This window comes from Streptomyces sp. NPDC001020, from assembly GCF_053599115.1.
On sequence record NZ_JBSFLQ010000035.1, the window covers coordinates 20,443 to 43,294 of the forward strand.

Consider the following 22,852-nt stretch of genomic DNA (forward strand, 5'->3'; position numbering starts at 1 on the left):
GTCTGCAACATTGCTCGACATCAAGATATCTCGTGATCGCCCCTGGCTCGACAGGGGTACGCGCCCGGACCGTGAGCCGCCCGTCCCGAGGGGCATCAGTGCGCGAACGACCCGTGCCGCCCGGCCCCCGCCGTGAAGCGGGCGGCGCCCTCCAGGCCCTCGGCCAGGACGTCCATGCCGTAACGGAGCTCGCCGCGCAGGGCGCTGGTCTCGTCCAGTCCCTCCTGATCGAGGACCGAGGCGCGGTCCCCGCGCAGGCAGGCCTGCGGAAAACGGGCGAGGGCGGCAGCCAGCTCCTCGGCCTCGGCGCGGGCGCGGCCGGTCGGTACGACGCGGTTGGCGAGCCCCATCGCGTACGCCTCACCGGCGGGCACCGGACGGCCGGTGAGGATCATGTCCATCGCGCGGCTGGTGCCGATCAGCCGCGGCAGCCGCACCGTCCCGCCGTCGATGAGCGGTACGCCCCAGCGGCGGCAGAAGACCCCGAACACCGCGTCCTCCTCGGCGACCCGCAGATCGCACCAGAGCGCCAACTCCAGCCCGCCGGCGACCGCGTGCCCGGCGACCGCCGCGATCACCGGCTTGGACAGCCTCAGCCGGGTCGGCCCCATCGGGCCGTCACCGCCGTCGGCCACCCGGTTGCCGCGCTCGGTCCCCACCGCCTTCAGATCGGCGCCGGCACAGAACGTCCCGCCCTCGCCCCACAGCACCGCCACCCGCGCGGACTCGTCCGCTTCGAACTCCCGGAAGGCGTCGGCGAGCGCGGTGGCGGTCGGCCCGTCCACCGCGTTACGGGCCTCGGGGCGGGAGAGGACGACGGTGGCGACATGCCCCTGGCGTTCGATCCGGACCGGCATAGGGCTGTCCCTTTCACACGGCGGGGAAGGCTGGCCCGGCCGAGGCTACTCCTGGGTAGGGGTGATGGTTCCCGGACTTTGTGCGCCGTGCATTTGACCTCAACAATGCTTGGGGTCCTAGCGTTTCTCTCATGAGCATGGAAACCACCGCCTGGCATCAGCTGCACAGTGTCATGAACGCGCGGCAGGAACGCCGTCCCTTCGCCCGCGCCACCCTGCGCCGCATCGGCGCGTTCGCGCGCCCGCACCGCCGCCGTATCGCGCAGTTCGTCGTGCTGAGCGTGGTGACCGCACTGCTCGCCGTCGCGACCCCCGTACTCGCCGGCCGTGTCGTCGACGCGATCGTGTCGCACGGCGAGCGGGGCACGGTCGTACGGCTGTCGCTACTCATCGCCCTCATCGCGCTCGCCGAGGCGGCGCTCGGGCTCCTCGGCCGCCGACTGTCGGCCACGCTCGGGGAGGGGCTCATCCTCGATCTGCGGACGGCCGTGTTCGATCACGTGCAGCGCATGCCGGTCGCCTTCTTCACGCGTACGCGTACGGGCGCGCTGGTCAGTCGTCTCAACAACGACGTCATCGGCGCCCAGCGGGCCTTCAGCAACACCTTGTCGGGAGTCGTCGGCAACGTGGTCACGCTCCTGCTCACGCTCGCCGTGATGCTCACCCTGTCCTGGCAGATCACCCTGCTCGCACTGGTGCTGCTGCCGGTCTTCGTCATCCCGGCGCGGCGGATGGGCGGGCGGATGGCGCGGCTGCAGCGGGAGGCAGCCGACCTCAACGCCGCCATGGGCAACCGGATGACCGAGCGTTTCTCCGCGCCCGGCGCCACGCTCGTGAAGCTCTTCGGACGGCCGGAGGACGAGTCCGCCGAGTTCGCCGCGCGGGCCCGGCGGGTGCGGGACATCGGGGTACGGACGGCGATGGCCCAGTCCGCGTTCATCACCGCGCTCACGTTGGTCTCCGCCCTCGCGCTCGCCCTGGTCTACGGCCTCGGCGGCTGGTTCGCCCTCAGCGGCACCCTGGAACCGGGCGCCGTCGTCTCACTGGCCTTGTTGCTCACCCGGCTCTACGCACCGCTCACCTCTCTCGCGGGCGCACGGGTCGAGGTCATGAGTGCCCTCGTCAGCTTCGAACGCGTCTTCGAAGTATTGGACCTCAAGCCGCTGGTCGAGGAGAAGGCGAATCCGCGACGGGTCCCCGACGGTCCGGTGGCGGTGGAGTTCGACAACGTCCGCTTCGGCTACCCGTCCGCCGACAAGGTCTCCCTCGCCTCACTGGAGGAGGTGGCGACCCTGGACACGCGCGGCGGCGCCCAGGTCCTGCACGGCATCTCCTTCCGTGCCGAGCCCGGACAGACGGTCGCGCTCGTGGGCTCCTCCGGCGCGGGCAAGTCCACCGTCGCCGCACTGCTGCCGCGGCTGTACGACGTCGACGAGGGCGCCGTCCGCGTCGGCGGCATCGACGTCCGCGACCTGAGCGCCGAGTCGCTGCGCGAGACCCTCGGCATGGTCACGCAGGACGGCCACCTGTTCCACGACTCCGTGCGGGCCAATCTGCTGCTGGCCCGCCCGAGCGCGACCGAGGACGACCTGTGGGACGCGCTGCGCCGGTCCCGTCTCGACGACCTCGTGCGGTCCCTGCCCGACGGTCTCGACACCGTCGTCGGCGAGCGCGGCTACCGCCTGTCCGGCGGTGAACGCCAGCGCATGACCATCGCCCGACTGCTGCTGGCCCGTCAGCGCGTTGTCATCCTCGACGAGGCCACCGCCCATCTGGACAACACCTCGGAGGCGGCGGTCCAGGAGGCCCTCGCGGAGGCGCTTCAGGGGCGCACCGCCGTCGTCATCGCCCACCGGCTGTCCACCGTACGCGCTGCCGACGTGATCCTCGTCGTCGAGTCCGGCCGGATCGTGGAGCGGGGCACGCACCTGGAACTCCTGACGGAGGGCGGTCGGTACGCGCAGTTGTACCGCACGCAGTTCGAGAAGGCGATCGCGCCCGAGGGGGCCGAACCCGAGGCCGAACCGGAGGCCGTGGTTTAGGGGCGCGAGGGCCGTTCGGCCCCTGTTGCCCGCCCGACGCACTGACTTCACTGGTCCCGCGGTCCCGCCGTACCGCTCACGTGCGGTACGGCGGGACCAGTGCGCGGGCGGACGAGACGGCGCCGTACCTGGGGTGCCCGCAGGAGCCGGACGGTGGCCGCCGGGCCGCACGGGCACACCCACCCATCGACCCTCGCGGGCCGGAAGCCCGCACCGAGCGCGAGCGAGGCGGAACAACCGCGATGACCAGTACTGCTACCGAACGCTTGCCCAGTGCTCCACCCTTCAGGGTGGAAGTGAAGGGCATCCCGTCCCTTGCGGCCCGGAGGGTCGCAGCGGCATGGCTACGATTGCGTCATCCGATGACGGAGTTGTCGGATCTACCGCCGGACGGGCGGAAAGTGACGCCTGTGGAGGCCCCCGTAAGACCGATCTCCCCGGAGATCGGCAAGGGCCGGCGAAGCAGGAACCCGAGGTGGCACCGCGTAGTGGTGCGGACCGGAATCTCCTGCCCTCGGGCAGGAGAGGACGTCAACGTGCACGACCTCACCACCAGGACCCAGGAGAGCGGAGGACGAGGGGAGACCACGCCGGAGGGCGTGAGCGGCGCCTCCCGTGCCTTCGCCTGGCTGCTGATCGTCACCGGGGCACTCGGGATTCTCGCCTCGTTCGTGATCACCATCGACAAGTTCGAACTGCTGCAGAACCCGGACTTCAGTCCGGCGTGCAATCTCAGCCCGGTGGTGTCGTGCTCGAACGTGATGAGCAGCGACCAGGCGGTCGTTTTCGGCTTCCCCAACCCGCTGCTCGGGCTGCTCGCCTACCCGGTCGTGGTCGCGGCCGGGGTGGGGCTGCTGGCCGGGGCCCGCTACCGGCGCTGGTTCTGGCTGGGGCTCAACGCGGGCGGACTGCTCGGCGTTGCCTTCTGCATGTGGCTGATGACCCAGGCGCTGTACGAGATCAACGCGCTGTGCCTGTGGTGCTGCCTGGCCTGGGTGGCCACCATCTTCCTCTTCTGGTACACGACCGTGCACAACCTCCGGCACGGCATCATCCGGGCCCCGCGTGCGCTGGTCGCCGGGGTGCTGGAGTTCCACTGGGTGGTTCCCGTCACCTGGTGCCTGACCATCGTGATGCTGATCGGCACGCGCTTCTGGTCCTACTGGCAGACGCTGCTCTGACCTCGCCGTACCTCCGCCGAACCCGGGCATCGATGGCCGCGTATGTCCGGTCCGCCCTGTTCTGGGTGTGAGGAAGGGACGTTGGGCCCTGCAGGGGGGACCTCGCAGGGGCCCTTCGGCCCTATCGGGACCAGGTACCTCAACGCCGATCATGATGCGCGGCCGGGAAGGGCCGTGGTCATCCCGCACCCATGCAGCTTCCCGGCCCGTCGACGAACACGCCCAGGGAGGATGCCGTCCGGTGGACGAGGCACAGATAGAACGAATGGGGACCGCGGCGACGCGGACCGAGGTCTCCGTGGCGGACGAGACGTCCGGACACATGGAGCATGTTTCGCGGCGGCCGTCGTGGGTGGAGTGGTTGACGACCACGGACCACAAGAAGATCGGCACGATGTACCTGGTCAGCGCGTTCGTGTTCTTCATCGTCGGCGGCGTGCTGGCCCTGTTGATGCGTGCCGAACTCGCCCGGCCCGGTATGCAGTTGATGTCGACCGAGCAGTTCAACCAGGCATTCACGATGCACGGTTCGATCATGCTGCTGATGTTCGCGATGCCGCTGTTCACCGGCTTCGCGAACTGGCTCATGCCGCTGCAGATCGGCGCCCCCGACGTCGCCTTCCCGCGGCTGAACATGCTGGCCTACTGGCTCTTCATGTTCGGTTCGACGATCGCGGCCCTCGGGTTCCTCACCCCGGACGGTGCCGCCGACTTCGGCTGGTTCCTCTACGCCCCGCTGTCGGACTCCGTCCACTCGCCCGGGCTCGGCGCCGACCTGTGGATCATGGGTGTGGCGTTCTCCGGCTTCGGCTCGATCTTCGGTGCGGTCAACTTCATCACCACGATCATCGGCATGCGCGCTCCGGGCATGACCATGTTCCGCATGCCCATCTTCGTGTGGAACGTGCTGCTGACCTCCCTGCTGGTCCTCCTGACGTTCCCGGTGCTGGCCGCGGCGCTGTTCGCACTCGAGATGGACCGCAGGTTCGGCAGCCACATCTTCGACCCGGCCAACGGCGGAGCGCTGCTGTGGCAGCACCTCTTCTGGTTCTTCGGCCACCCGGAGGTCTACATCCTGGCGCTGCCGTTCTTCGGCATCGTCTCGGAGGTCGTCCCGGTCTTCAGCCGTAAGCCGATGTTCGGCTACATGGGCCTGGTCGCCGCGACCATCTCCATCGCCGGTCTGTCGGTGACGGTCTGGGCGCACCACATGTACGTCACGGGCGGTGTGCTGCTGCCGTTCTTCTCCTTCATGACCTTCCTGATCGCGGTGCCGACCGGTGTGAAGTTCTTCAACTGGATCGGCACGATGTGGGGCGGTTCGCTGTCCTTCGAGACACCGATGCTCTGGGCGACCGGCTTCCTGGTCACCTTCACGTTCGGTGGTCTGACCGGTGTCATCCTGGCCTCGCCGCCGCTGGACTTCCACGTCTCCGACACGTACTTCGTCGTCGCGCACTTCCACTACACGCTCTTCGGTACGGTCGTGTACGCGATGTTCGCGGGATTCCACTTCTGGTGGCCCAAGTTCACCGGCAAGATGCTCGACGAGCGGCTCGGCAAGATCACGTTCTGGACGCTCACGGCCGGCTTCCACCTCACCTTCCTGGTGCAGCACTGGCTGGGCGTCGAGGGCATGCCCCGCCGGTACGCCGACTACCTGGCCGCCGACGGCTTCACCGGCCTCAACATGCTCTCCACCATCGGGTCGTTCCTGCTCGGCCTGTCGCTGCTGCCCTTCATGTACAACGTCTGGAAGACGGCCAAGTACGGCAAGCCGGTCGGTGTCGACGACCCGTGGGGCTACGGCCGTTCGCTGGAGTGGGCCACCTCCTGCCCGCCGCCGCGGCACAACTTCGTGAAGCTGCCGCAGATCCGGTCCGAGTCCCCGGCGTTCGACCTGCACCACCCCGAGGTCGTCGCCGCCGCGGAGAAGGTGGGCTGAACCATGTCCCGGACCGTGCTGGCCCTGGGGGCCGCGATGGTGACGGCCGCCGGCTGCGTCTGGTACCTGCCGGCCCTGGCCGACCTGCGCGCCGGTGCCGACCGCCCCGTCTCCCGCCGCACTGCCGCGGCGGCCTGTCTGAGCGGCTGGACCACGATCGGGCTCGTCGCCGCACTGCTGCTGGTGGCCCGGGCATGGTGGATCCCCTGCGGCGTCGCCGTGGCGGGCGCCGCCGTCACGGTCGGCCTCAGGGCCCGCGCGGCGATGCAGCACCGGCGCGAGGTGCAGGAGGCCGCCCGCCACTGGGCGGAGTTGCGTGACGCTTCACCCCGGGGTGGTACCGACCGCTCACGTCACGTCTTCGCCGCTCTGGTCGCCGGCGGGCTGGCCATGGCCGCGCTCACCGCGGCCGTGGCGCTGGGCACCGGTCCTGACGACGGTCCGCACTGGGTGCTGGCCGTCGCCGCTCCGGCCGTGGTGGTGGGTCTGTTCCTCACCGCCGCGATCGCCTGCGCGCACGGGTCCCGTCGCGCCGCGGCGGGCCACGCGCGAATCTCACGCTAGTGCCCTGACCATAACGATCGCCGGGCCCCGGCTCCCCCGTAGAAACGGGGGAGCCGGGGCCCTCGGCTGTCTGGACGTCAGTGTCCGGCAGGGGCACCGGTCAGGACAGGGTGACCTCGACCGGCAGCTTCTTGATGCCGTTGACGAAGTTGGAGCGGACGCGGGGGATGTCGCCGGCGAGGCGGATGTCCGCGATGCGCGGGATCAGCTCCTCGAACATGATGCGGATCTCGGTGCGGGCCAGCAGGTTGCCCAGGCACAGGTGCGGGCTGCCCTTGCCGAAGGTGACATGGTCGTTGTCCTGCCGGGTGACGTCGAAGTCGTACGGGTTGCCGAAGACCTTCTCGTCGCGGTTGCCGGAGGCGAACCACATCACGACCTTGTCGCCTTCCTTGACACGCTTGCCGCCGAGTTCGACGTCGCGGGTCGCGGTGCGCCGGAAGTGGTAGAGCGGCGAGGCCCAGCGCAGGAACTCCTCCACCGCGCCCGGGATGAGTGAGGGGTCGTCCTTGAGGCGGGCCAGCTGCTCCGGATGCTGGAGGAGTGCCAGCATGGAGTGGGAGATGGTGTGGCGGGTGGTCTCGTTGCCGGCGACCACCAGCAGCAGGAAGTAGTTGTCGAAGTCCTGCGCCGAGAGCGGGACACCGTCGCGGGGTGTCTCGTTGACCAGTCGGGAGACGAGGTCGGTGCCGTTGCCGCCGCGCCGCTGCCGGGCGAGTTCGCGACCGTACTCGAAGACCTCGATCGAGGCGGGGGAGCGGAAGGGCAGGTCGCGGTACTTCTCGCTCTCCGCGGTGTTCAGCAGTACGTCCGCGTAGTCCGGGTCGGTGTTGCCGATGATCCGGTTGCCCCAGTCGATGAGCTGCTGGTTGTCCTCCGGCGGCACGTCGAGGAGGCGGGCGAGGACGTTGATGGGGAAGTCGGCGGACACCTCCTTGACGAAGTCGAAGGTGCCCTTGGCCAGGGCCGCGTCGAGGGTCTGTGCGGTCAGGCCGCGCAGGAAGTCGCTGTAGCTGCTGATGACGTTCGCGCCGAACTGCCGCTGGATCACACTGCGCAGTGCACGGTGGCGGACACCGTCCATCTCCAGGATGGAGGCGCGCTTCTTGATCTGGTCGTCGTCGACCTCTTCGAGGTTGACGAACTTCGTGGAGGTGAACGTCTCCGCGTCGCGGTCGACGCGGGCGATGTCGGCGTGCTGGGTGACGGCCCAGAAGCCGGAGTTGGGAGCCTCTTCGGGCTGCCAGTGCACCGGATCCTCGTGGCGCAGGGTGTGGAACATGCGCCAGGGCTTGATGCCGTCGGTGAAGTTGTCGAGGTCGGCGAGGTCGACCTGGTCGAGCGGGAGCGGCTCGTCGAGGGCGGCGCGCAGTTCGGCGCCGGTGGTGGGGACGCTGGGGCTGGTCATGGCGGTGGGTCTCCTGGGCGAAGGGGGTGAAGGGCGAGGGCCCGAGGGGTGAGGGAGCCGGGTGGTGAGGGGCGAAGGCTCGGGGACCGTCACAGGTGATGGGCGTACTCGGTGAACTCCCAGTCGGTGACGTGCCTCCCGAAGCGTTCGACCTCGTTGCGCTTGTAGGCGAGGAAGGAGGCGGTGAAGTCCTTGCCGAGGACCTCGGTCAGCGCGGTGTCCGCCTCCAGGGCGTCGAGCGCGGCGGGCAGGTTCATGGGCAGCAGGGCCGAGCGAGCGGTGTCGTAGCCGTAGCCCTCCAGCGGGGCCGGGGGCTCCTGGCCCGCCTGGACGCCGAGCAGCGCGGCTGCGATGGTGCCGGCGATCAGCAGGTAGGGGTTGGCGCCGGCGTCGCCGAGGCGGAGTTCGATGCGGGCGCCCGAGCCGCGCTCCGGTGGGATGCGGACCATGGCGCTGCGGTTGTCCAGCCCCCAGTCGATCAACCAGGGGGCGAGGGTGTCGGGCCCGAAGCGCTTGTAGGAGTTGACGGTCGGATTGGCCAGCGCCGCGAGCGCGGGGGCATGGGCGATGACGCCCGCCACGGCGTGACGCGCGGTGGCGGACAGGCCGTACGCCCCGGCGGGATCGTCGAAGGCGTTGCGGGTGCCCGTCGTGTCGGTGGTCTCGCAGGACAGGTGGAGGTGGAAGCCGGAGCCGCCCGCGTCCCCGAAGGGCTTGGCCATGAAGGTGGCCAGGTTGCCCTCCCGGCGGGCCAGTTCCTTGACGGCGGCCTTGAAGCGGAAGGCGCGGTCGGCGGCGTCCAGAGCGTCGGAGTGGGTCAGGTTGATCTCGTACTGGCCGCCGTCGAACTCGTGGTTCCCGGCGACGACGCCGAGGCCGAGGTCGCGCAACTGCCGCAGGGTGCGCAGCAGATGGTTGTCGGGGTCGGCGCGCAGCCCGGCGGTGTAGACGGCTCCGGTGGCCTCCGGGGAGCGGCGCCAGCCGGTGGGCGTGCCGGGGGCGGGCTCCAGCAGGAAGTACTCCAACTCGGGGCCGACGACAGGGCGCAGCCCGTGCTCGGCGCAGCGGGCCAGCACGGAACGCAGCAGGTCGCGGGGCGATTCGGCGGCCGCCCGGCCGGTCGCCGAGTCGGTGACCTCGCCGAGACAACTGGCGACGCCCGGCTCCCACGGCAGTGGCACGAGCGTGTCCAGGTCCGGCCGTACGTTGACGTCCGGCAGTCCGGCGTCGAGTCCTCCGGCGACGGGGACCACGTCGCCCTGCGGGCTGGTGTGGTACACGGCCTTGCAGAAGGCGAGACCGTGCGCGCAGGCCGAGGGCAGATGGTCCAGCAGCACATCGCGGGCACGGTCGGTGCCGATGAGGTCGGGGTAGACCACCCTGACCACGTCGATGCCCTCGGCGGAGAGCCGCTCCATGTGCCGGTGGATGTCTGGGGTGTCCTGGGCGCTCACCGATGTCTCCTTGGGCGGGGTGGTGGGGCGCCCCCGGGCCGTGGGCCTGTCTGGCCCCGGGGGTCCGAGGGCGGAAGGACGAGAGCCCGGGTGAGGGAGGGGGGCGCTTCCCGAGCCATTCATTTGAGCCCGAACGATAAGAAGCGGATTTGCGGGGCCGCAAGAGGGTGGTCGAAAAAATTTATCCATCCGGACAGCTCTTGACCAGCGCCCGATGCGTTCCTATGTTGTTTGACGCCAAACGAGTTGGGGGTGCGTCTCCCGCACCCCTTTGGCCGAGGGGCCCGGTCCGACACCGGTCGGGCCCCTCTCATCCCCATCGCCTCGCTCCGACGCCCTTACCCCTCAGGAGGACCGGCCATGAAGGTCGTCGTCGACATGAACAAGTGCCAGGACCACGGCCAGTGCGTCTTCGCGGCTCCCGATGTCTTCCGCATGGACGACGACGATCACCTGGCCTACGTCCCCGACCCGGACGACGCCCTGCGCGACGAGGTCGAGGAAGCCGCCGACGTGTGTCCGCTCCAGGCCATCCGGATCGAGGACTGACATGGGCGCCCGCATCGTCGTCGCCGGTGCCTCCATGGGAGGCCTGCGGGCCGCCGAGCAGGTGCGCGCGGCGGGCTGGACCGGCGCCGTCACCGTGGTCGGGGCCGAGCCGCACATGCCCTACAACAGGCCCCCTTTGTCGAAGGAGGTCCTGGCCGGCAAGGCGTCCTTCGCGTCACTGACCTTCACGCCCAAGGCGTCCGCGGCCGATGTCGAGTGGCGCCTGGGCGCGGCCGTCACCTCCGCCCGCCTGGCGGACCGCGTCGTCGTGCTGGAGGACGGCGCCGAGCTGCCGTTCGACGGCCTGGTCGTCGCCACCGGCATGCGACCGCGCCGGCTGCGCTGCCCGGGCCCGCTCGCAGGCCGGCACACGGTCCGTACGATCGCCGACGCGCAGGTCCTGCGGGACGAGCTGACCCGACCGGGCGTGCGCGTGGTCGTGGTGGGTGCCGGATTCATCGGCTGCGAGGTCGCCGCCACCGCGGTCGCACTCGGTGCCGCCGAGGTCACCGTCGTCGACCCTCTGCCCCTGCCCATGGCGGGGCCGCTCGGTGATCTGCTCGCCGCCGCACTGTTGCGGCGCCACCAGGAACGCGGGGTGCGCTTCGCGCTCGGCACGGGTGTCGCCGGTTTCGAGGGCGAGGACCGCGTCACCGGGGTCCGGCTCGACGACGGCACGGTCCTCGCTGCCGACGTGGTCGTGGAGTCCGTGGGCTCGGTCGCCAACACCGAGTGGCTCGACGGCAACGGCCTCGACCTGTCCGACGGGGTGCTCACCGACGAGCACCTGCGGGTCGGCGGCCTTCCCTACGTGGTGGCGGTCGGTGACATCGCCCGCTTCCCCAACGCCCGCTATGACGGCGTGGCGCGCAGGGTCGAGCACTGGTCGATCCCCACCGACACCGCCCGGCACGCCGCGAAGGCCCTCGTCGCTCATCTCACCGATGCCGACGTCGGCTTGGCGCCCTTCGCGCCGCTGCCCACCTTCTGGAGCGACCAGCACGAGTTCCGGTTGCAGTCCTTCGGGGCGCCCGGGCTCGGCAAGGACGACGTACGGGTCCTTGACGGCGACCCGCAGGAGGACCTCCTCGTCGGATACCACCGCGACGGTCGCCTGGTCGGTGTCGTCGCCCTCGGCGGACAGGCCGCGGCGGGCGCCGCCGCCCGCTACCGCGCCGAACTCCTCAAGCAACCCGCCCTCACCGCCCAAGGAATCCCGACATGACCAGCGTCCGCGGTTACTTCCCGCCCAAGACGGCGACCGGCTCCTCCTCGCTGATCCCCTCGCCACCCTGGCGCTACTCCGGCGACCTGCTGACCGTCGAGTACCGCACCGACCCCGCCCGAGTGCGCGAACTGCTGCCCGCGCCACTGGAACTGGCCGACGAGGACCCCGGCGCCGTCGCGCTGATCTGGGCCGACTGGCAGTCCTGTTCGGCATCCGGGGAGGAACTGCTCGACCCGGTGCGCGCCCAGTACAAGGAGGCCTTCGCCGTCGTCCGCTGCTCCTACCGGGGACAGACGTACTCGCGTTGCGTCTACATCTGGGTCGACAAGGACTTCGCGATCGCCCGCGGGCTGCACCAGGGCTACCCGAAGAAGCTCGGATCGATCCACCAGACGCGTCCACACCCGTACGGTCCCGCGCCGCGCATCGAGGCGGGCGCCCGCTTCGGCGCCACCCTCGCCGCCGCGGACCGGCGCCTGGCCCAGGCCGTGGTCACCCTGCGGGAGCCGTCCGAGACGAACGGTTTCGTCAACGGCCACCCCATGGCGCACCACCGCTGGCTGCCGTCGATCGAGAAGGGCAAGGGACTCGCCCTCGACGAGCTGGTCGAGGCCGGTGCCGCCGCCTTCGAGGCCGGGCAGGCCTGGCGTGGCGAGGCGGAGCTGGAGCTGTTCGAGGCACCCACCGAGGAGCTGGCCCGCCTGGAGATCCACGAGCCGATCGCCGCCTACTACAGCCAGGTCGGTGTCGTGTGGGACGGCGGGCGGCTGCTGGAGTCCGGCACGTCCGGCGCCGAGTGACGCCCGCACCGAAAGGACTTGGAGACCGGACATGACCGACCACACCATCACCGTCGCCGGCGTCGCCGTCGACACGCGGCACTGGATCGGCGGAGAGCGCGTCGCCTCCCCGGAGACGTTCACCGATGTCTCACCGATCGACTCAGGCGTCCTCGGTGAGATCTCCCGGGGCACCTCCGTGGAGGCCGAGGCCGCCGTGGCCGCCGCGAAGGCCGCCTTCCCCGGCTGGGCCGCCACGCCCGTCACCGAACGTGCCCGCGTCCTGCACGCCATCGCCGACGGTGTCGAGAAGCGCATCGAAGAGCTCGCGATCGTCGAGACCACCGACAACGGGGCCCTGCTGCGCTCCCACCGCCGGGGCGTGATGCCGCGAGTCGCCCACAACTTCCGCTTCTTCGCCGACTGGCTGCTGCGCCTCGACCACGACGACTTCGAGACGCGCGGCCACACCAACCACGTCAGCTGGGACCCGGCGGGGCCCTGTGTGCTGATCACCCCGTGGAACGCGCCGCTGATGCTGGCCACCTGGAAGGTGGCCCCGGCGCTGGCCGCCGGGAACACGGTGATCCTCAAGCCCGCCGAGTGGTCGCCGCTGACCGCCTCGCTGCTCGCCGACATCGCCGCGGAGGCCGGTCTTCCGGCCGGTGTCCTCAACGTCGTCCAGGGCTACGGCGCCGAGGCGGGCAGCGCTCTCGTCTCCCACCCGGACGTGCGACGGGTCAGCTTTACCGGCTCGGTGCCCACGGCCAGGCGGATCGCGGAGTCCGCCGCCGCGAACCTCACCCCGCTCAGCCTCGAACTCGGCGGCAAGTCCCCGCTGTTGGTGTTCGCGGACGCCGACCTGGACCTTGCCGTCGACCTCGCGGTGGAGCAGTACGACAACGCCGGCCAGGTCTGTCTCGCGGCCACCCGCATCCTCGTCGAGGAGTCGGTCGCCGAGGAGTTCACCCGACGCTTCGTCGAGAAGGCCGCACTGCTCAGCCAGGGCGATCCGCGCGACGAGACCACCGACATCGGCCCCAACATCCACGCCCGGCAACTGGAGAAGATCGACGGGTTCGTCCAGCGGGCCGTCGCGGCGGGGGCCCGCGCGGTCATCGGCGGCCACCGGGGGGACGGCCTGTACTACGCGCCTACCCTCCTCACTGATGTCGCCCAGGACTCCGAGATCGTCCAGGAGGAGGTCTTCGGCCCGGTGCTGACCCTGCAGACCTTCACCGACGAGGAGGAAGCCGTCCGCATCGCCAACGACACCCGCTTCGGTCTCGCCGCGACCGTCGCCACCGGCGACCGCGAGCGCGCCGAACGCGTCACCGCACGGCTCGTCGCGGGCACCGTGTGGGTCAACTGCTTCTTCGTACGCGACCTTCAGGCCCCCTTCGGCGGCTCGCGCCATTCCGGTGTCGGCCGCGAAGGCGGCACCTGGAGCTTCGACTTCTACTGCGACCTGAAGAACACCGTGACCGCCCCGAAGGGATGGAAGGATCATGGGTGAGATCGTCGGGGCAGGCCTGCTCGCCCATGTCCCCACCATCGTGCTGCCCGAGGCCGACCGCCTGGAGCTGAACGAGGGCAAGGAGATCACCCTCGTCACCGGCCTGGAGCAGCTGCGCGGGGACGTCTTCGAGCGCGACGACTACGACACCGTCGTCGTCCTGGACTCGCACTGGGCGACCACCGTCGAGTTCGTCGTCACCGCGCAGGACCGGCGGGCGGGCCTGTTCACCTCCGAAGAACTGCCGCGCGGTATGTGCCGCATGCCGTACGACTACCCCGGTGACCCCGAACTCGCCCACAACATCGCCTCGTTCGCCGACCGGCACGGTACCTGGATCACCGCGATCGACGACGCTTACCTGCCGGTCTACTACGCCACGATCAACCTCTGGAAGTTCCTCGGCGAGGGCCTGCCGGACAAGAGATGGGTGACCATCGGTGTCTGCCAGACCGGCGACATGGAGGACCATCTGCGCCTCGGCCGGGCCCTGGCGGACGGCATCGCCGCCACTCCCGGCCGCCGGGTGCTGCTCATCGCCTCCGGTGCCCTCTCGCACACCTTCTGGCCGCTGCGCGAGCTGCGCGACCACGAGGCCAGCGACCCGGTGCACATCTTCACACCCGAGGCGCGCGAGGCGGACGAGCAGCGCATCGCCTGGTTCAAGGAGGGTCGCCACGACCAGGTCCTGGACACGATGGACGAGTTCTGGAAGTACAAGCCCGAGGCGAAGTTCTTCCACTACCTGATGATGGCCGGCGCCCTCGGTGAGCGGTCGTGTGTCGCCAGGGCCCGCCAGTACGGAGAGTACGAGAACTCCGTGGGCACCGGTCAGGTCCACCTCTGGTTCGATCGCCCCGCCGGCGGCTGGACCGGTACCGGTACCGGTCTCTCGACGCCCCCGTCGCCGCACACCTCGCACAGCCGTAACTAGGAGCCCCGCATGCCCGAGTACCGCCGCATCCTCCTGGACGGCGCCACCGTCCAGGTCACCGTCGAGGGTGATGAACTGGTCGCCGCGGACGGCCGTCGCGTCAAGGCCGACGACGCCAGGCACCTGCCCCCGGTCGTCCCGTCCAAGGTGATCGCCGTCCATCTCAACCACCGCAGCCGGGTCGAGGAGTTCCAGATCGAACTTCCCGACACACCTACGTACTTCCACAAGCCCACCTCGGCACTGAACTCCCACAAGGGCGCGATCGTCCGCCCCGAGGGCTGCCAGTGGCTCAACTACGAGGGTGAGGTCGCCATCGTCATCGGGCGGACCGCACGGAACATCTCCCCGGCCGCGGCGGGGGAGTACATCGCGGGCTACACCGTCGCCAACGACTACGGCCTGCACGACTTCCGTGACACCGACGCCGGGTCCATGCTGCGCGTCAAGGGCTCGGACACCCTCTGCCCGCTCGGCCCCGGCCTCGTCACCGGCTGGGACTTCCACGGCAAGCGGCTGCGGACGTACGTCAACGGCGAGGTGGTGCAGGACGGTTCGACCGACGAGATGAAGTGGGACATGCACTACCTCGTCGCCGACATCGCCCGCACCATCACCCTCTACCCCGGCGACGTCCTGCTGTCCGGCACCCCTGCCAACTCCCGTCCCGTGCAACCGGGTGACGTGGTCGAGGTGGAGGTCGAGGGCCTCGGCCGGCTCACCAACCACATCGTCACCGGGCCGGTCCCCGTCCGCACCGACGTGGGCGCGCAGCCCACGGAATCCGAGGAGGTCCTGTCCACCGCCCTCGGCGGGGACTGGGAGTTCCGCGGGATCCGGCCACCCAAGCGCTGAACCACCCGCCCACGCCGCACCGGGCCCGGCACGGGCCGCCCGGTGCGGCGCGGGCGTTCCTCGTTGGAAGGCGGCGGACAGGCAGGGCGTGTTCGGTCGCGGCGCGGGCTCACGGTGCCGTGTCCGGCCGGCCGGTGTGGTGTGTGCGGCGTGCCTGCGAGGCAGGTGCGTCCGGCTGGGAGGGTGGTGCTGAGTGATGCGGGCGGGGGTAGGGTCGCAACCATGATCGATTCCGCGGGCGTGTCCGGGAGCCGGCGGCAGGGCAAGCGTCTGCACTACGGGGAGGGGCGCGAAGCCCTGCTGAACGCCGCCGTGCGGGTCGTGGCCCGCGGCGGACTGCGCAAGCTCACCTATCGGGCCGTCGCGGAGGAGGCCGGGGTGACCCATGGGCTCGTCGTGCACCACTTCGGCTCGCGTGACGCACTGATCGAGGAGGCCCTCACCCATACGATCCGCACCTCATTGAGTACCAGTGCGCTCGAACCCGGCACCGGGAAGGTCGCGGACTTCTCGGCCGGACTGGCCGAGATGGTCACGGCTGATCCGGGCACCCAGGCGTTCCAGTACGAGCTGCTCCTCGAAGCGCGACGCAGGCCGGAGCTGCTGCCGCATCTTCGTGTCCTGTACGACGAGTACTTCGACGCCACCCAGCGCGAGTTGACCCGGATGCTGCCCGCCGGAGCCGACCGGGCGCTGGCGCGACTGGTCTTCGCCGCGTTGGACGGCCTTGTACTGCACCAACTCGTCTTCGGCGAACCCGAGGTCATCGACACCGCGCTGGAGGAACTGCGCTCCCTGCTCAGACTCCTCCACGCCGACGGCGGCGCTGACGGCGACAGCGACTCCGACGGCGGCGGTGAATGACCCGCTGAGCGGGACATGAAAGGCCCTGGTGTCCAGGGCCTTTCACATGTGTCACGGGTCTGCGTGCGATGCGCGGCGATTCCGCATGGGCCCGCGCCATCCGGCGAGACGGGTGGGCACGGCTGTGCCTGCCGGGAATCTCGGCTCAACCTCTTGCCAATCGGATAGTTCCAGCTCACCATGAGGCAACTCGTTTGGCCTTAAATGAAATCTTGCTCGTCCCGCTCCCGATAGGTGATTCGAGTGGACACTCAGACGGCGGCCGCCCCGCCCATCGCGCACGATTCCCCCACGTCAGGCAGACTCAAGCCCAATTCCCTCGGCGTCCTGGGCATCCTTTTCTTCGTCCTCTCCGCACAGGCGCCGCTGACCGGCATGGCCGGGGCCGTACCCCTCGCCGTCGGGATCGGCAACGGGGCCGGCACCCCCGCCGCGTATGTCGCCTCCGGTGCCATGGTCCTGCTGTTCTCCGTGGGCTTCGTCGCCATGGGCCGGCACGTCGTGGACGCCGGCGCCTTCTACACCTACATCGGCAAGGGTCTGGGACGCCTGATCGGCTCCGGCAGCGCCGCCGTCGCACTCTTCGCCTACTGTTCAATCCAGGCGGCCATGTACGGGCTGTACGGCGCGACGGTGAGCGGACTGGTCGAGCACTACGCCGGTGTGCACGTGGCGTGGTGGATCTGGGTCCTGGTCACCATGGCCGTCGTCCAGGTCCTCGGTGCCGCGGGGATCGAGATGGGCGCCAAGGTCCTGACGGTCTTCGTGCTGGCGGAGTTCAGCATCCTGCTCGCCTTCGCCCTCGTGACCTTCTTCAAGGGGGGAGGGTCCGAGGGCCTCGGCTTCACCGACAGCTTCTCGCCGTCCGCCGTCCTCCAGGGCGCTCCGGGGGTGGCCCTGATGTTCGCCGTGGCGTCGATGTTCGGCTTCGAGGCCACCGCCATCTACGGCGAGGAGGCCCGGGAGCCCCGTAAGACCGTGCCCCGGGCCACCTATCTGTCGGTCGCGGTGGTCACCGGCTTCTTCGCCTTCACCTCCTGGATGTTGATCTCCGCGCACGGAGCGTCCAAGGCCACGTCCGACGCGGGTCGGGCGCTGGAGTCGGATGCCACGACCTTCGTCTTCGGCCCCATCGCCGACCGGTTCGGCGCCTGGACCGGCGATGTGCTGCCCGTGCTGCTGGCCACCTCGCTCTTCGCGGGCATCCTGGCGTTCCACAACTCCGCCAACCGCTACCTGTTCTCCCTCGGCCGGGAAGGCCTGCTGCCGCACGGGCTGACCGCCATCAACCGGCGTCACTCGCCCTGGGTGGCAGGCAACGTGCAGACCGCGATCGCGCTGCTGCTGGTCATGCCCTTCGCGCTGCTGGGCAAGGACCCGGTGCTGATGCTCTTCTCCTGGTTCAGTGGGGTGGCGGTGCTGGCGATGATGCTCCTCTACTTCCTGACCTCCGTCTCGGTGATCGCCTTCTTCCGCCGTACGCGCGCCGACACCCGGCCGTGGAACACACTCATCGCCCCCGCACTGGGTGCACTCGGCATCGCCGGTGCCATCTGGCTGATCGTCCAGAACTTCACCACGCTCATCGGCGGCGACGAGACCACCGCCCTGTGGCTCCAGCTCACCGTGCCGGTGGTCCTGGCTCTCGGGGTCGCCGCCGCCAGGCTGAACCGCGGCAGGACGGTGCGGCAGAACTGACGCACACCGTCTCGGCGGCGCCCGGACCGCCCGTGATCCCGAGTGTGTCGAAGCCGCGGGCCCGGGCGCTCCGAACAGCGCCCGGGCCCGCGGCCTCCTGGTATCCCAGATGAGCGGGGCGTTCGGCCCGTATCGTTCAGACATGGACATCACCGCTTCACCCCGCGTCCTCGTCATCGGACTTGATCCGTATCGGGTGCCTGGGCCGTGGGATCCTGAGCCGTTGGTCAAGGCGATCGAGGCGGGCCTGACCAAGTTCGCCGAACATGGTGTGGGCGTCGAGACCTGCCTGATCGGCCTTGATGGAAGTGACGACGTCGAAGCGGTCGTCGGGAACGCGCTGCGATCTCATCCGTGGGAGTGCGTTACCGTCGGCGGTGGCCTCAGGCACTCGGACGATCAGGTCGAACTCCTCGAGCAGGTGATCAACCTGGTCCGGCGACACGCACCCGATGCGGCCATCGCGTTCAACAGCACCCCAGCCACCACCTACGAGGCCGCAGCCCGTTGGATCGAGTGACGACAGTGATCTACGGGGCTTCCTGTTCTCCGGCGGCGCCCTTGCGTAGAGGTTGGCCGTCGCCGCCATGCGGCTCCGGCCTCGTCCGTAACGCCCCGGACAGCCGTCAGTCGACGAACGAAACCTCGGGGTAGGCGGCCGAAGGACCGTCGAGGAGGCCGTGCTCGGGGCAGTGTCGAAGGTGCACGTCGAAGAAGGCGCTGAGGTAGGCGCGTTGTGCTCGTAGGGAGCGAGCCGGCTCTATGTCGCCGACGAGCCCGGCGAGCTTGTCGGCAGGCATCTTCCCGGCGGCGGCGATGGACGGCAGTTGGGTCTGGAGATCGGTGTAGGCATAGTGGCCGGCGGAGGTCATCTGGAGGTTGCGGTGCCAGCCGCGCAGGTGCTGCCAGAGAGATGAGAGCACGTCGTCGTGGTGGTTGCCGAGTATGCTGTTCATCAGCAGGAACGGCTGATCGAGGCCGTCCTCGACGACGGAGCCGATCGCTTCCGGCCCGGAGCCCACCGCGCCATCGAGGTCGGCGGCCGCGAGGATGCGCGGGTCGTCGTGCATGGCCTGGGCGGCCGTGGCTCCGCCGATCGAGTGCCCGAACATGCCGACCGTGGACACGTCGGCGACGTCGCGCTTGTCCAACTGGTCGAGGACGAACCTGACATCGGCCACCCGAACGTCGACCAGGGCGCGGAGAGTCGCCTCTTCCGTGGCGTCGAGCACGGTGGCGACGCGGCCGTCGGGGAACTGCACGGCGATCGTCTCGTGGGTGTGGTCGATGGCCACCACCAGGTAGCCCCGGCTGGCCAGGTCCTCGGCGAGGACGGTCCCGAAGCCGCGTGGGACGTTCCTGCCCGGCGAGTAAAGGATCACCGGCAGCCCGCCGCGCCGGTGCCGGACCGGGGCGCGGTGGACGGCGTGGGTCTGGGTGGCCACCCAGTCCACGGCCCCGGGCTCGACCGAGAACTGCTGCTCGACGAGCCGCTGCCACTCGGCCGCCACCCCCGGCGGGAGCTGACGTGCGGGCACTCGCCCAGGCATGGGCCGGGCGGGATACCAGAAGGTGACCATCAACTCCCGTGCGGCGGCAGCGCGGGTGGGGAGCCAGGGATCGGCGCGGGTGTGGTCCACCAGGTGCAGCGACACCGTGCCGACAGGGTAAGGGCCGGTGGGCGACGGCAACGTCATGGTGACGGGGCCGGGACGGGCGCGGCCACCGGGTGCCGCCTCGGCGCTGCTCGCACCGGCCCTCGGTGCGAGCAGCGCAAGGCCGAGGACGCCGACGAACTGGCGGCGGCGAAGGTTCGTAGGACTCATGCCCCGACGCTAGGGAGCGGACCGGGCCGGAGCGTCCTCCCTCAGACGGGACCGCCTCCGCCGGACGGCGGAGGCGGTCGGACGGGCCGGCTGACGCCGCCTGCCGGGCACTGGCGTCACCGCGGGGCGTTCGCCACCCGGTCGAGGAAGCCGTCGACCAGGCGGCCGGCGTTCTCGCGAGCCGCCGGTTCCATGGCGTGGCTCTGCGCGAGTAGTTCGTCCGGATCCAGGCCGTGCCGCAGGCACTGCTCCCTGCCGCCCAGTTCGATCCAGCCGCGGAGCATCGCCATGGTGATCTCCGGATGGAACTGCACCCCGAGGGCGCGTCCCACCTGGAAGGCCTGCGCGCACACGGCGTTGCGGGCCACCTCCTTCGCGTCCGCCGGCGGAAGGAAGCGGTCGTAGTGCCACTGCAGCCAGGGTCCCGGCGGGACCAGGCCGGGATCGTCAGTGTCGACCTCCGTCCAGCCGATCTCGGGACGGGGAGCGGACTCGACGGACCCGCCGAGTGCGGTGGCCAGCGCCTGGGCGCCGAAGCAGACGCCCAGTACCGGCACGCCGAGGAGGTGGGCCCGGCGCAGCAGGGCGAGTTCGCCGCCGATCCAGCCGCCTATGGCCTCCTCGTCGTACACCGACCAGGGGGCGCCGAGCGACACGATCAGGTCCCAGCCGTCGGCGTCGGGGAACTCGTAGGAGACGTTCGGTGCGTGGTGCCGGTCCTGCGGCACCACCGTGACGGTGGTGAGGTCGTATCCGCGCTCGACGAGCCGGGCACCGACCAGTCCCGGCTCCGTCACGTGTTCGTGCCGGATGACGAGTGCGCGCACGTCGACAGCTCCCTTCCCTGATCCGGCGACTGCCGGATCGATCCTGTTCAGCCCTTGTGGCGGTCCGCCGCCCGATCATATCGTTTGGCTTCAAATGTTTCGTCTGGAGGCCTCGCATGCTGGACGTATCCCATGAGGAGTGGCTGCGCCGCGCCAAGTCCCTCGACCCGCCCGGCGCCCATCACGTCGACGGCGCCGACCACCCCGGAGAGGGAGCGAGCTTCCCGGTCGTCTCGCCCCGCGACGGCCAGGTGCTGGCACAGGTCGCCGACGCCGGCCCCGCCGAGGTGGACATGGCCGTCGCCGCCGCCCGGCGGGCCTTCGACTCCGGGCCGTGGCCGCGCCTGGCGCCCGTCGAGCGCGGCCGAGTACTGCTGCGGATCGCCGATCTGCTCGAAGAACGGCGCGAGGAGCTGGCGTTGACCGTCAGCCTGGAGATGGGCAAGCCCATCAGCGACGCGTACGGAATCGAACTGCGTGCCGCCATCACCACCTTCCGCTGGTACGGGCAACTGGCCGACAAGCTCACCGACGAGTCCCCGCACACCGCGCCGGACGCGCTGGCACTGATCACCCGGGAGCCCGCCGGGGTCGTCGGCGCGGTCGTGCCATGGAACTTCCCTCTGACACTGGCGAGTTGGAAGGTGGCCCCGGCGCTGGCGGCCGGCTGTACGGTGGTGCTCAAGCCCTCCGAGAACTCCCCGCTGTCCGCGCTGCTGCTCGCCCGGATCGCCACCGAGGCCGGACTTCCGCCGGGGGTGCTGAACGTCGTGTGCGGTGACGGACCAGTGGCCGGCCGGGCCATCGGCCTCCATCCGGATGTCGACGTGCTCGCCTTCACGGGCTCCACCGCCGTCGGCCGCCACTTCCTGCGCTACGCCGCCGACTCCAACCTCAAGCGGGTCTGGCTGGAACTGGGCGGCAAGTCGCCGAACATCATCCTTCCCGACGCTCCTGATCTGGAGCAGGCCGCGGCCACGGCCGCCTGGGGCATCTTCTTCAACCAGGGCGAGATGTGCACCGCCCCCTCCCGGCTGCTGGTGCACTCGTCGATCGCCGAACAGGTCACCGAGGCCGTCGTGGCACGGGCGCGCGAACTGCGCGTCGGTGACCCCCTCGACCCGGCCACCGAGATGGGCGCACTGGTCGGCGAAGGTCACCTGGGCCGGGTCCTGGAGCACATCGATGCCGGCCTGGACGAAGGCGCCCGGCTGCGCGTCGGAGGCGGCCGCACCCTGGCCGAGTCGGGTGGCAGTTTCCTCCGGCCCACCGTCTTCGACCGGGTGGACCCGGAGATGCGGCTGGCCCGGGACGAGATCTTCGGCCCCGTCCTTTCCGTGCTCACCTTCGACGACCTCGACGAGGCCGTCGCACTCGCCAACGCCACGGAGTACGGGCTCGCCGCCGCGGTGTGGACCTCCGACCTGAGGACCGCCCACCAGGTCTCGCGCGCCCTGAAGGCCGGCACGGTCTGGGTGAACTGCTACGAGGAGGGCGATCTGACCGTTCCCTTCGGCGGCATGAAGCAGTCCGGCAACGGCCGTGACAAGTCCGTCCACGCCATCGAGAAGTACACCGAGCTCAAGACCACCTGGATCCAGCTGTGAGACCGCTCATCGCCCTCCCCGCCCGTTTCTCCGCCACGACCTCCGCCCTGCGGTACGCCGCCGAGGTCAACGCCCGCGCGCTCATCGAGGCGGTGTGGCGGGCCGGCGGCGAACCCGCCACCATCCATCCGGTCGCCCCCGCCGCCGAGGACCTCGCCGCCCGGCTCGCCCGTTTCGACGGCGTCCTGCTCCCGGGTGGCGGGGACATCGCCCCGTCCCGCTACGGCGTCACCGACACCCACGACAGCGTCTACGACGTCGACGACCTCCAGGACGCCTTCGACCTCGAAGTCGCCCGCACGGCACTCACCTCCGGCCTCCCCCTGCTCGCCATCTGCCGCGGTCTGCAGATAGTCAACGTCGCCCTCGGCGGCAGCCTGGAGCAGGACATGGGCGGCCCGGAGCGCGCGCACCGCCATGTCGTGCACCCGGTCGCGATCCGACGTGGAACCCTGCTCGAACAGGCCACCGGAGTCGGTAAGGCGGAGGCGTCCTGCTTCCACCACCAGCGCGTCGACCGCACCGGGGACGGGCTCGCGGCCACCGCACACGCCGCGGACGGCACCGTGGAAGGGCTCGAACTCCCCGGCGCGGCCGGATGGTTCACCGCCGTTCAGTGGCATCCCGAGGACACCGCCCACGAAGACCCCGCCCAGCAGGGACTGTTCGACGCCCTCGTACGGGCCGCTCGCGAGAAAAGCCGAAGCTGACCCGGCCG

20 protein-coding genes are annotated in these 22,852 nt (G+C 70.3%); 15 read left to right on the forward strand and 5 right to left on the reverse strand.

Annotation, left to right across the window (positions count from 1 at the left end; translation table 11 throughout):
- Positions 1–95 precede the first annotated feature (95 nt).
- Positions 96–857, reverse strand: coding sequence for a crotonase/enoyl-CoA hydratase family protein (locus tag ACWDEX_RS27985; protein WP_450466979.1), 762 nt, complete (start codon positions 855–857; stop codon positions 96–98).
- 137 nt (positions 858–994) lie between these two features.
- On the opposite strand from ACWDEX_RS27985, the gene ACWDEX_RS27990 reads away from it, so the two are divergent.
- The 4 genes from ACWDEX_RS27990 (at position 995) to ACWDEX_RS28005 (ending at position 6,589) form a co-directional block, all read left to right on the forward strand.
- Positions 995–2,899, forward strand: a complete 1,905-nt coding sequence (locus tag ACWDEX_RS27990; RefSeq protein ID WP_450467052.1) for an ABC transporter ATP-binding protein — start codon at positions 995–997, stop codon at positions 2,897–2,899.
- Positions 2,900–3,435: 536 nt separating this feature from the next.
- Positions 3,436–4,080 carry a vitamin K epoxide reductase family protein gene (locus ACWDEX_RS27995; RefSeq protein ID WP_450466980.1) on the forward strand — a complete coding sequence of 215 codons (645 nt, stop codon included), beginning with the start codon at positions 3,436–3,438 and terminating at the stop codon, positions 4,078–4,080.
- A 265-nt stretch (positions 4,081–4,345) separates the two neighbouring features.
- A complete protein-coding gene (gene ctaD, locus ACWDEX_RS28000) occupies positions 4,346–6,025 on the forward strand; it encodes an aa3-type cytochrome oxidase subunit I (protein WP_450467054.1) in 1,680 nt (559 codons plus the stop codon).
- A 3-nt stretch (positions 6,026–6,028) separates the two neighbouring features.
- Entirely contained in the window at positions 6,029–6,589 is a 561-nt protein-coding gene (locus ACWDEX_RS28005; RefSeq protein WP_450466981.1) for a hypothetical protein, read from the forward strand.
- A 100-nt stretch (positions 6,590–6,689) separates the two neighbouring features.
- Here the strand turns inward: ACWDEX_RS28005 and ACWDEX_RS28010 are convergent, their stop codons facing one another.
- Together ACWDEX_RS28010 and ACWDEX_RS28015 are read right to left on the reverse strand one after the other, a co-directional pair.
- On the reverse strand, positions 6,690–7,997 hold the full coding sequence (locus ACWDEX_RS28010) for a cytochrome P450 (protein WP_450466982.1): 1,308 nt from the start codon (positions 7,995–7,997) through the stop codon (positions 6,690–6,692).
- 89 nt (positions 7,998–8,086) lie between these two features.
- Positions 8,087–9,451 carry a glutamine synthetase family protein gene (locus tag ACWDEX_RS28015; RefSeq protein ID WP_450466983.1) on the reverse strand — a complete coding sequence of 455 codons (1,365 nt, stop codon included), beginning with the start codon at positions 9,449–9,451 and terminating at the stop codon, positions 8,087–8,089.
- Positions 9,452–9,811: 360 nt separating this feature from the next.
- On the opposite strand from ACWDEX_RS28015, the gene ACWDEX_RS28020 reads away from it, so the two are divergent.
- The 9 genes from ACWDEX_RS28020 to ACWDEX_RS28060 all read left to right on the forward strand — a co-directional run bounded on the left by ACWDEX_RS28020 (position 9,812) and on the right by ACWDEX_RS28060 (position 18,394).
- Positions 9,812–10,000, forward strand: coding sequence for a ferredoxin (locus ACWDEX_RS28020; protein WP_450466985.1), 189 nt, complete (start codon positions 9,812–9,814; stop codon positions 9,998–10,000).
- Between the two features lies 1 nt (position 10,001).
- On the forward strand, positions 10,002–11,225 hold the full coding sequence (locus ACWDEX_RS28025) for an NAD(P)/FAD-dependent oxidoreductase (RefSeq protein WP_450466986.1): 1,224 nt from the start codon (positions 10,002–10,004) through the stop codon (positions 11,223–11,225).
- On the forward strand, positions 11,222–12,028 hold the full coding sequence (locus ACWDEX_RS28030; RefSeq protein ID WP_450466987.1) for an acetoacetate decarboxylase family protein: 807 nt from the start codon (positions 11,222–11,224) through the stop codon (positions 12,026–12,028). Before ACWDEX_RS28025 ends, ACWDEX_RS28030 begins: the two co-directional genes overlap by 4 nt.
- Positions 12,029–12,059: 31 nt before the next feature.
- On the forward strand, positions 12,060–13,523 hold the full coding sequence (locus tag ACWDEX_RS28035) for an aldehyde dehydrogenase (RefSeq protein WP_450466988.1): 1,464 nt from the start codon (positions 12,060–12,062) through the stop codon (positions 13,521–13,523).
- Complete coding sequence (locus tag ACWDEX_RS28040; protein ID WP_450466989.1) at positions 13,516–14,457, forward strand: 3,4-dihydroxyphenylacetate 2,3-dioxygenase; 942 nt, start codon at positions 13,516–13,518, stop codon at positions 14,455–14,457. The genes ACWDEX_RS28035 and ACWDEX_RS28040 overlap by 8 nt, the downstream gene beginning before the upstream one ends.
- A 9-nt stretch (positions 14,458–14,466) precedes the next feature.
- Positions 14,467–15,312 carry a fumarylacetoacetate hydrolase family protein gene (locus ACWDEX_RS28045; protein ID WP_450466990.1) on the forward strand — a complete coding sequence of 282 codons (846 nt, stop codon included), beginning with the start codon at positions 14,467–14,469 and terminating at the stop codon, positions 15,310–15,312.
- A gap of 222 nt (positions 15,313–15,534) precedes the next feature.
- On the forward strand, positions 15,535–16,176 hold the full coding sequence (locus tag ACWDEX_RS28050) for a TetR/AcrR family transcriptional regulator (RefSeq protein ID WP_450466991.1): 642 nt from the start codon (positions 15,535–15,537) through the stop codon (positions 16,174–16,176).
- 243 nt (positions 16,177–16,419) lie between these two features.
- Positions 16,420–17,874 (forward strand): APC family permease, encoded by a 1,455-nt coding sequence (locus ACWDEX_RS28055; RefSeq protein WP_450466993.1) that lies wholly within the window; start codon positions 16,420–16,422, stop codon positions 17,872–17,874.
- 109 nt (positions 17,875–17,983) lie between these two features.
- The gene (locus tag ACWDEX_RS28060) at positions 17,984–18,394 is read left to right on the forward strand and encodes a hypothetical protein (protein ID WP_450466995.1); all 411 of its coding nucleotides are present in this window, start codon (positions 17,984–17,986) and stop codon (positions 18,392–18,394) included.
- Between the two features lie 106 nt (positions 18,395–18,500).
- Here ACWDEX_RS28060 and ACWDEX_RS28065 read toward each other — a convergent pair whose 3' ends face one another.
- The gene (locus ACWDEX_RS28065) at positions 18,501–19,700 is read right to left on the reverse strand and encodes an alpha/beta hydrolase family protein (protein ID WP_450466997.1); all 1,200 of its coding nucleotides are present in this window, start codon (positions 19,698–19,700) and stop codon (positions 18,501–18,503) included.
- Between the two features lie 116 nt (positions 19,701–19,816).
- Complete coding sequence (locus tag ACWDEX_RS28070) at positions 19,817–20,527, reverse strand: type 1 glutamine amidotransferase (RefSeq protein ID WP_450466998.1); 711 nt, start codon at positions 20,525–20,527, stop codon at positions 19,817–19,819.
- Positions 20,528–20,643: 116 nt separating this feature from the next.
- Between ACWDEX_RS28070 and ACWDEX_RS28075 the strand changes: the two genes are divergently transcribed.
- On the forward strand, positions 20,644–22,134 hold the full coding sequence (locus ACWDEX_RS28075) for an aldehyde dehydrogenase (protein ID WP_450466999.1): 1,491 nt from the start codon (positions 20,644–20,646) through the stop codon (positions 22,132–22,134).
- A complete protein-coding gene (locus ACWDEX_RS28080; protein ID WP_450467055.1) occupies positions 22,119–22,844 on the forward strand; it encodes a gamma-glutamyl-gamma-aminobutyrate hydrolase family protein in 726 nt (241 codons plus the stop codon). The genes ACWDEX_RS28075 and ACWDEX_RS28080 overlap by 16 nt, the downstream gene beginning before the upstream one ends.
- Positions 22,845–22,852 lie beyond the last annotated feature (8 nt).

Coding starts and splice junctions, on each gene's coding strand:
- ACWDEX_RS28075 (WP_450466999.1), top strand. CDS start 20,644: ATGCTGGACGTATCCCATGAGGAGTGGCTGCGCCGCGCCAAGTCCCTC.
- ACWDEX_RS28065 (WP_450466997.1), bottom strand. CDS start 19,700: ATGAGTCCTACGAACCTTCGCCGCCGCCAGTTCGTCGGCGTCCTCGGC.
- ACWDEX_RS28060 (WP_450466995.1), top strand. CDS start 17,984: ATGAGCGGGGCGTTCGGCCCGTATCGTTCAGACATGGACATCACCGCT.
- ACWDEX_RS28020 (WP_450466985.1), top strand. CDS start 9,812: ATGAAGGTCGTCGTCGACATGAACAAGTGCCAGGACCACGGCCAGTGC.
- ACWDEX_RS28045 (WP_450466990.1), top strand. CDS start 14,467: ATGCCCGAGTACCGCCGCATCCTCCTGGACGGCGCCACCGTCCAGGTC.
- ctaD (WP_450467054.1), top strand. CDS start 4,346: ATGGGGACCGCGGCGACGCGGACCGAGGTCTCCGTGGCGGACGAGACG.
- ACWDEX_RS27990 (WP_450467052.1), top strand. CDS start 995: ATGGAAACCACCGCCTGGCATCAGCTGCACAGTGTCATGAACGCGCGG.
- ACWDEX_RS28025 (WP_450466986.1), top strand. CDS start 10,002: ATGGGCGCCCGCATCGTCGTCGCCGGTGCCTCCATGGGAGGCCTGCGG.
- ACWDEX_RS28035 (WP_450466988.1), top strand. CDS start 12,060: ATGACCGACCACACCATCACCGTCGCCGGCGTCGCCGTCGACACGCGG.
- ACWDEX_RS28050 (WP_450466991.1), top strand. CDS start 15,535: ATGATCGATTCCGCGGGCGTGTCCGGGAGCCGGCGGCAGGGCAAGCGT.
- ACWDEX_RS28005 (WP_450466981.1), top strand. CDS start 6,029: ATGTCCCGGACCGTGCTGGCCCTGGGGGCCGCGATGGTGACGGCCGCC.
- ACWDEX_RS28040 (WP_450466989.1), top strand. CDS start 13,516: ATGGGTGAGATCGTCGGGGCAGGCCTGCTCGCCCATGTCCCCACCATC.
- ACWDEX_RS28010 (WP_450466982.1), bottom strand. CDS start 7,997: ATGACCAGCCCCAGCGTCCCCACCACCGGCGCCGAACTGCGCGCCGCC.
- ACWDEX_RS27985 (WP_450466979.1), bottom strand. CDS start 857: ATGCCGGTCCGGATCGAACGCCAGGGGCATGTCGCCACCGTCGTCCTC.
- ACWDEX_RS28030 (WP_450466987.1), top strand. CDS start 11,222: ATGACCAGCGTCCGCGGTTACTTCCCGCCCAAGACGGCGACCGGCTCC.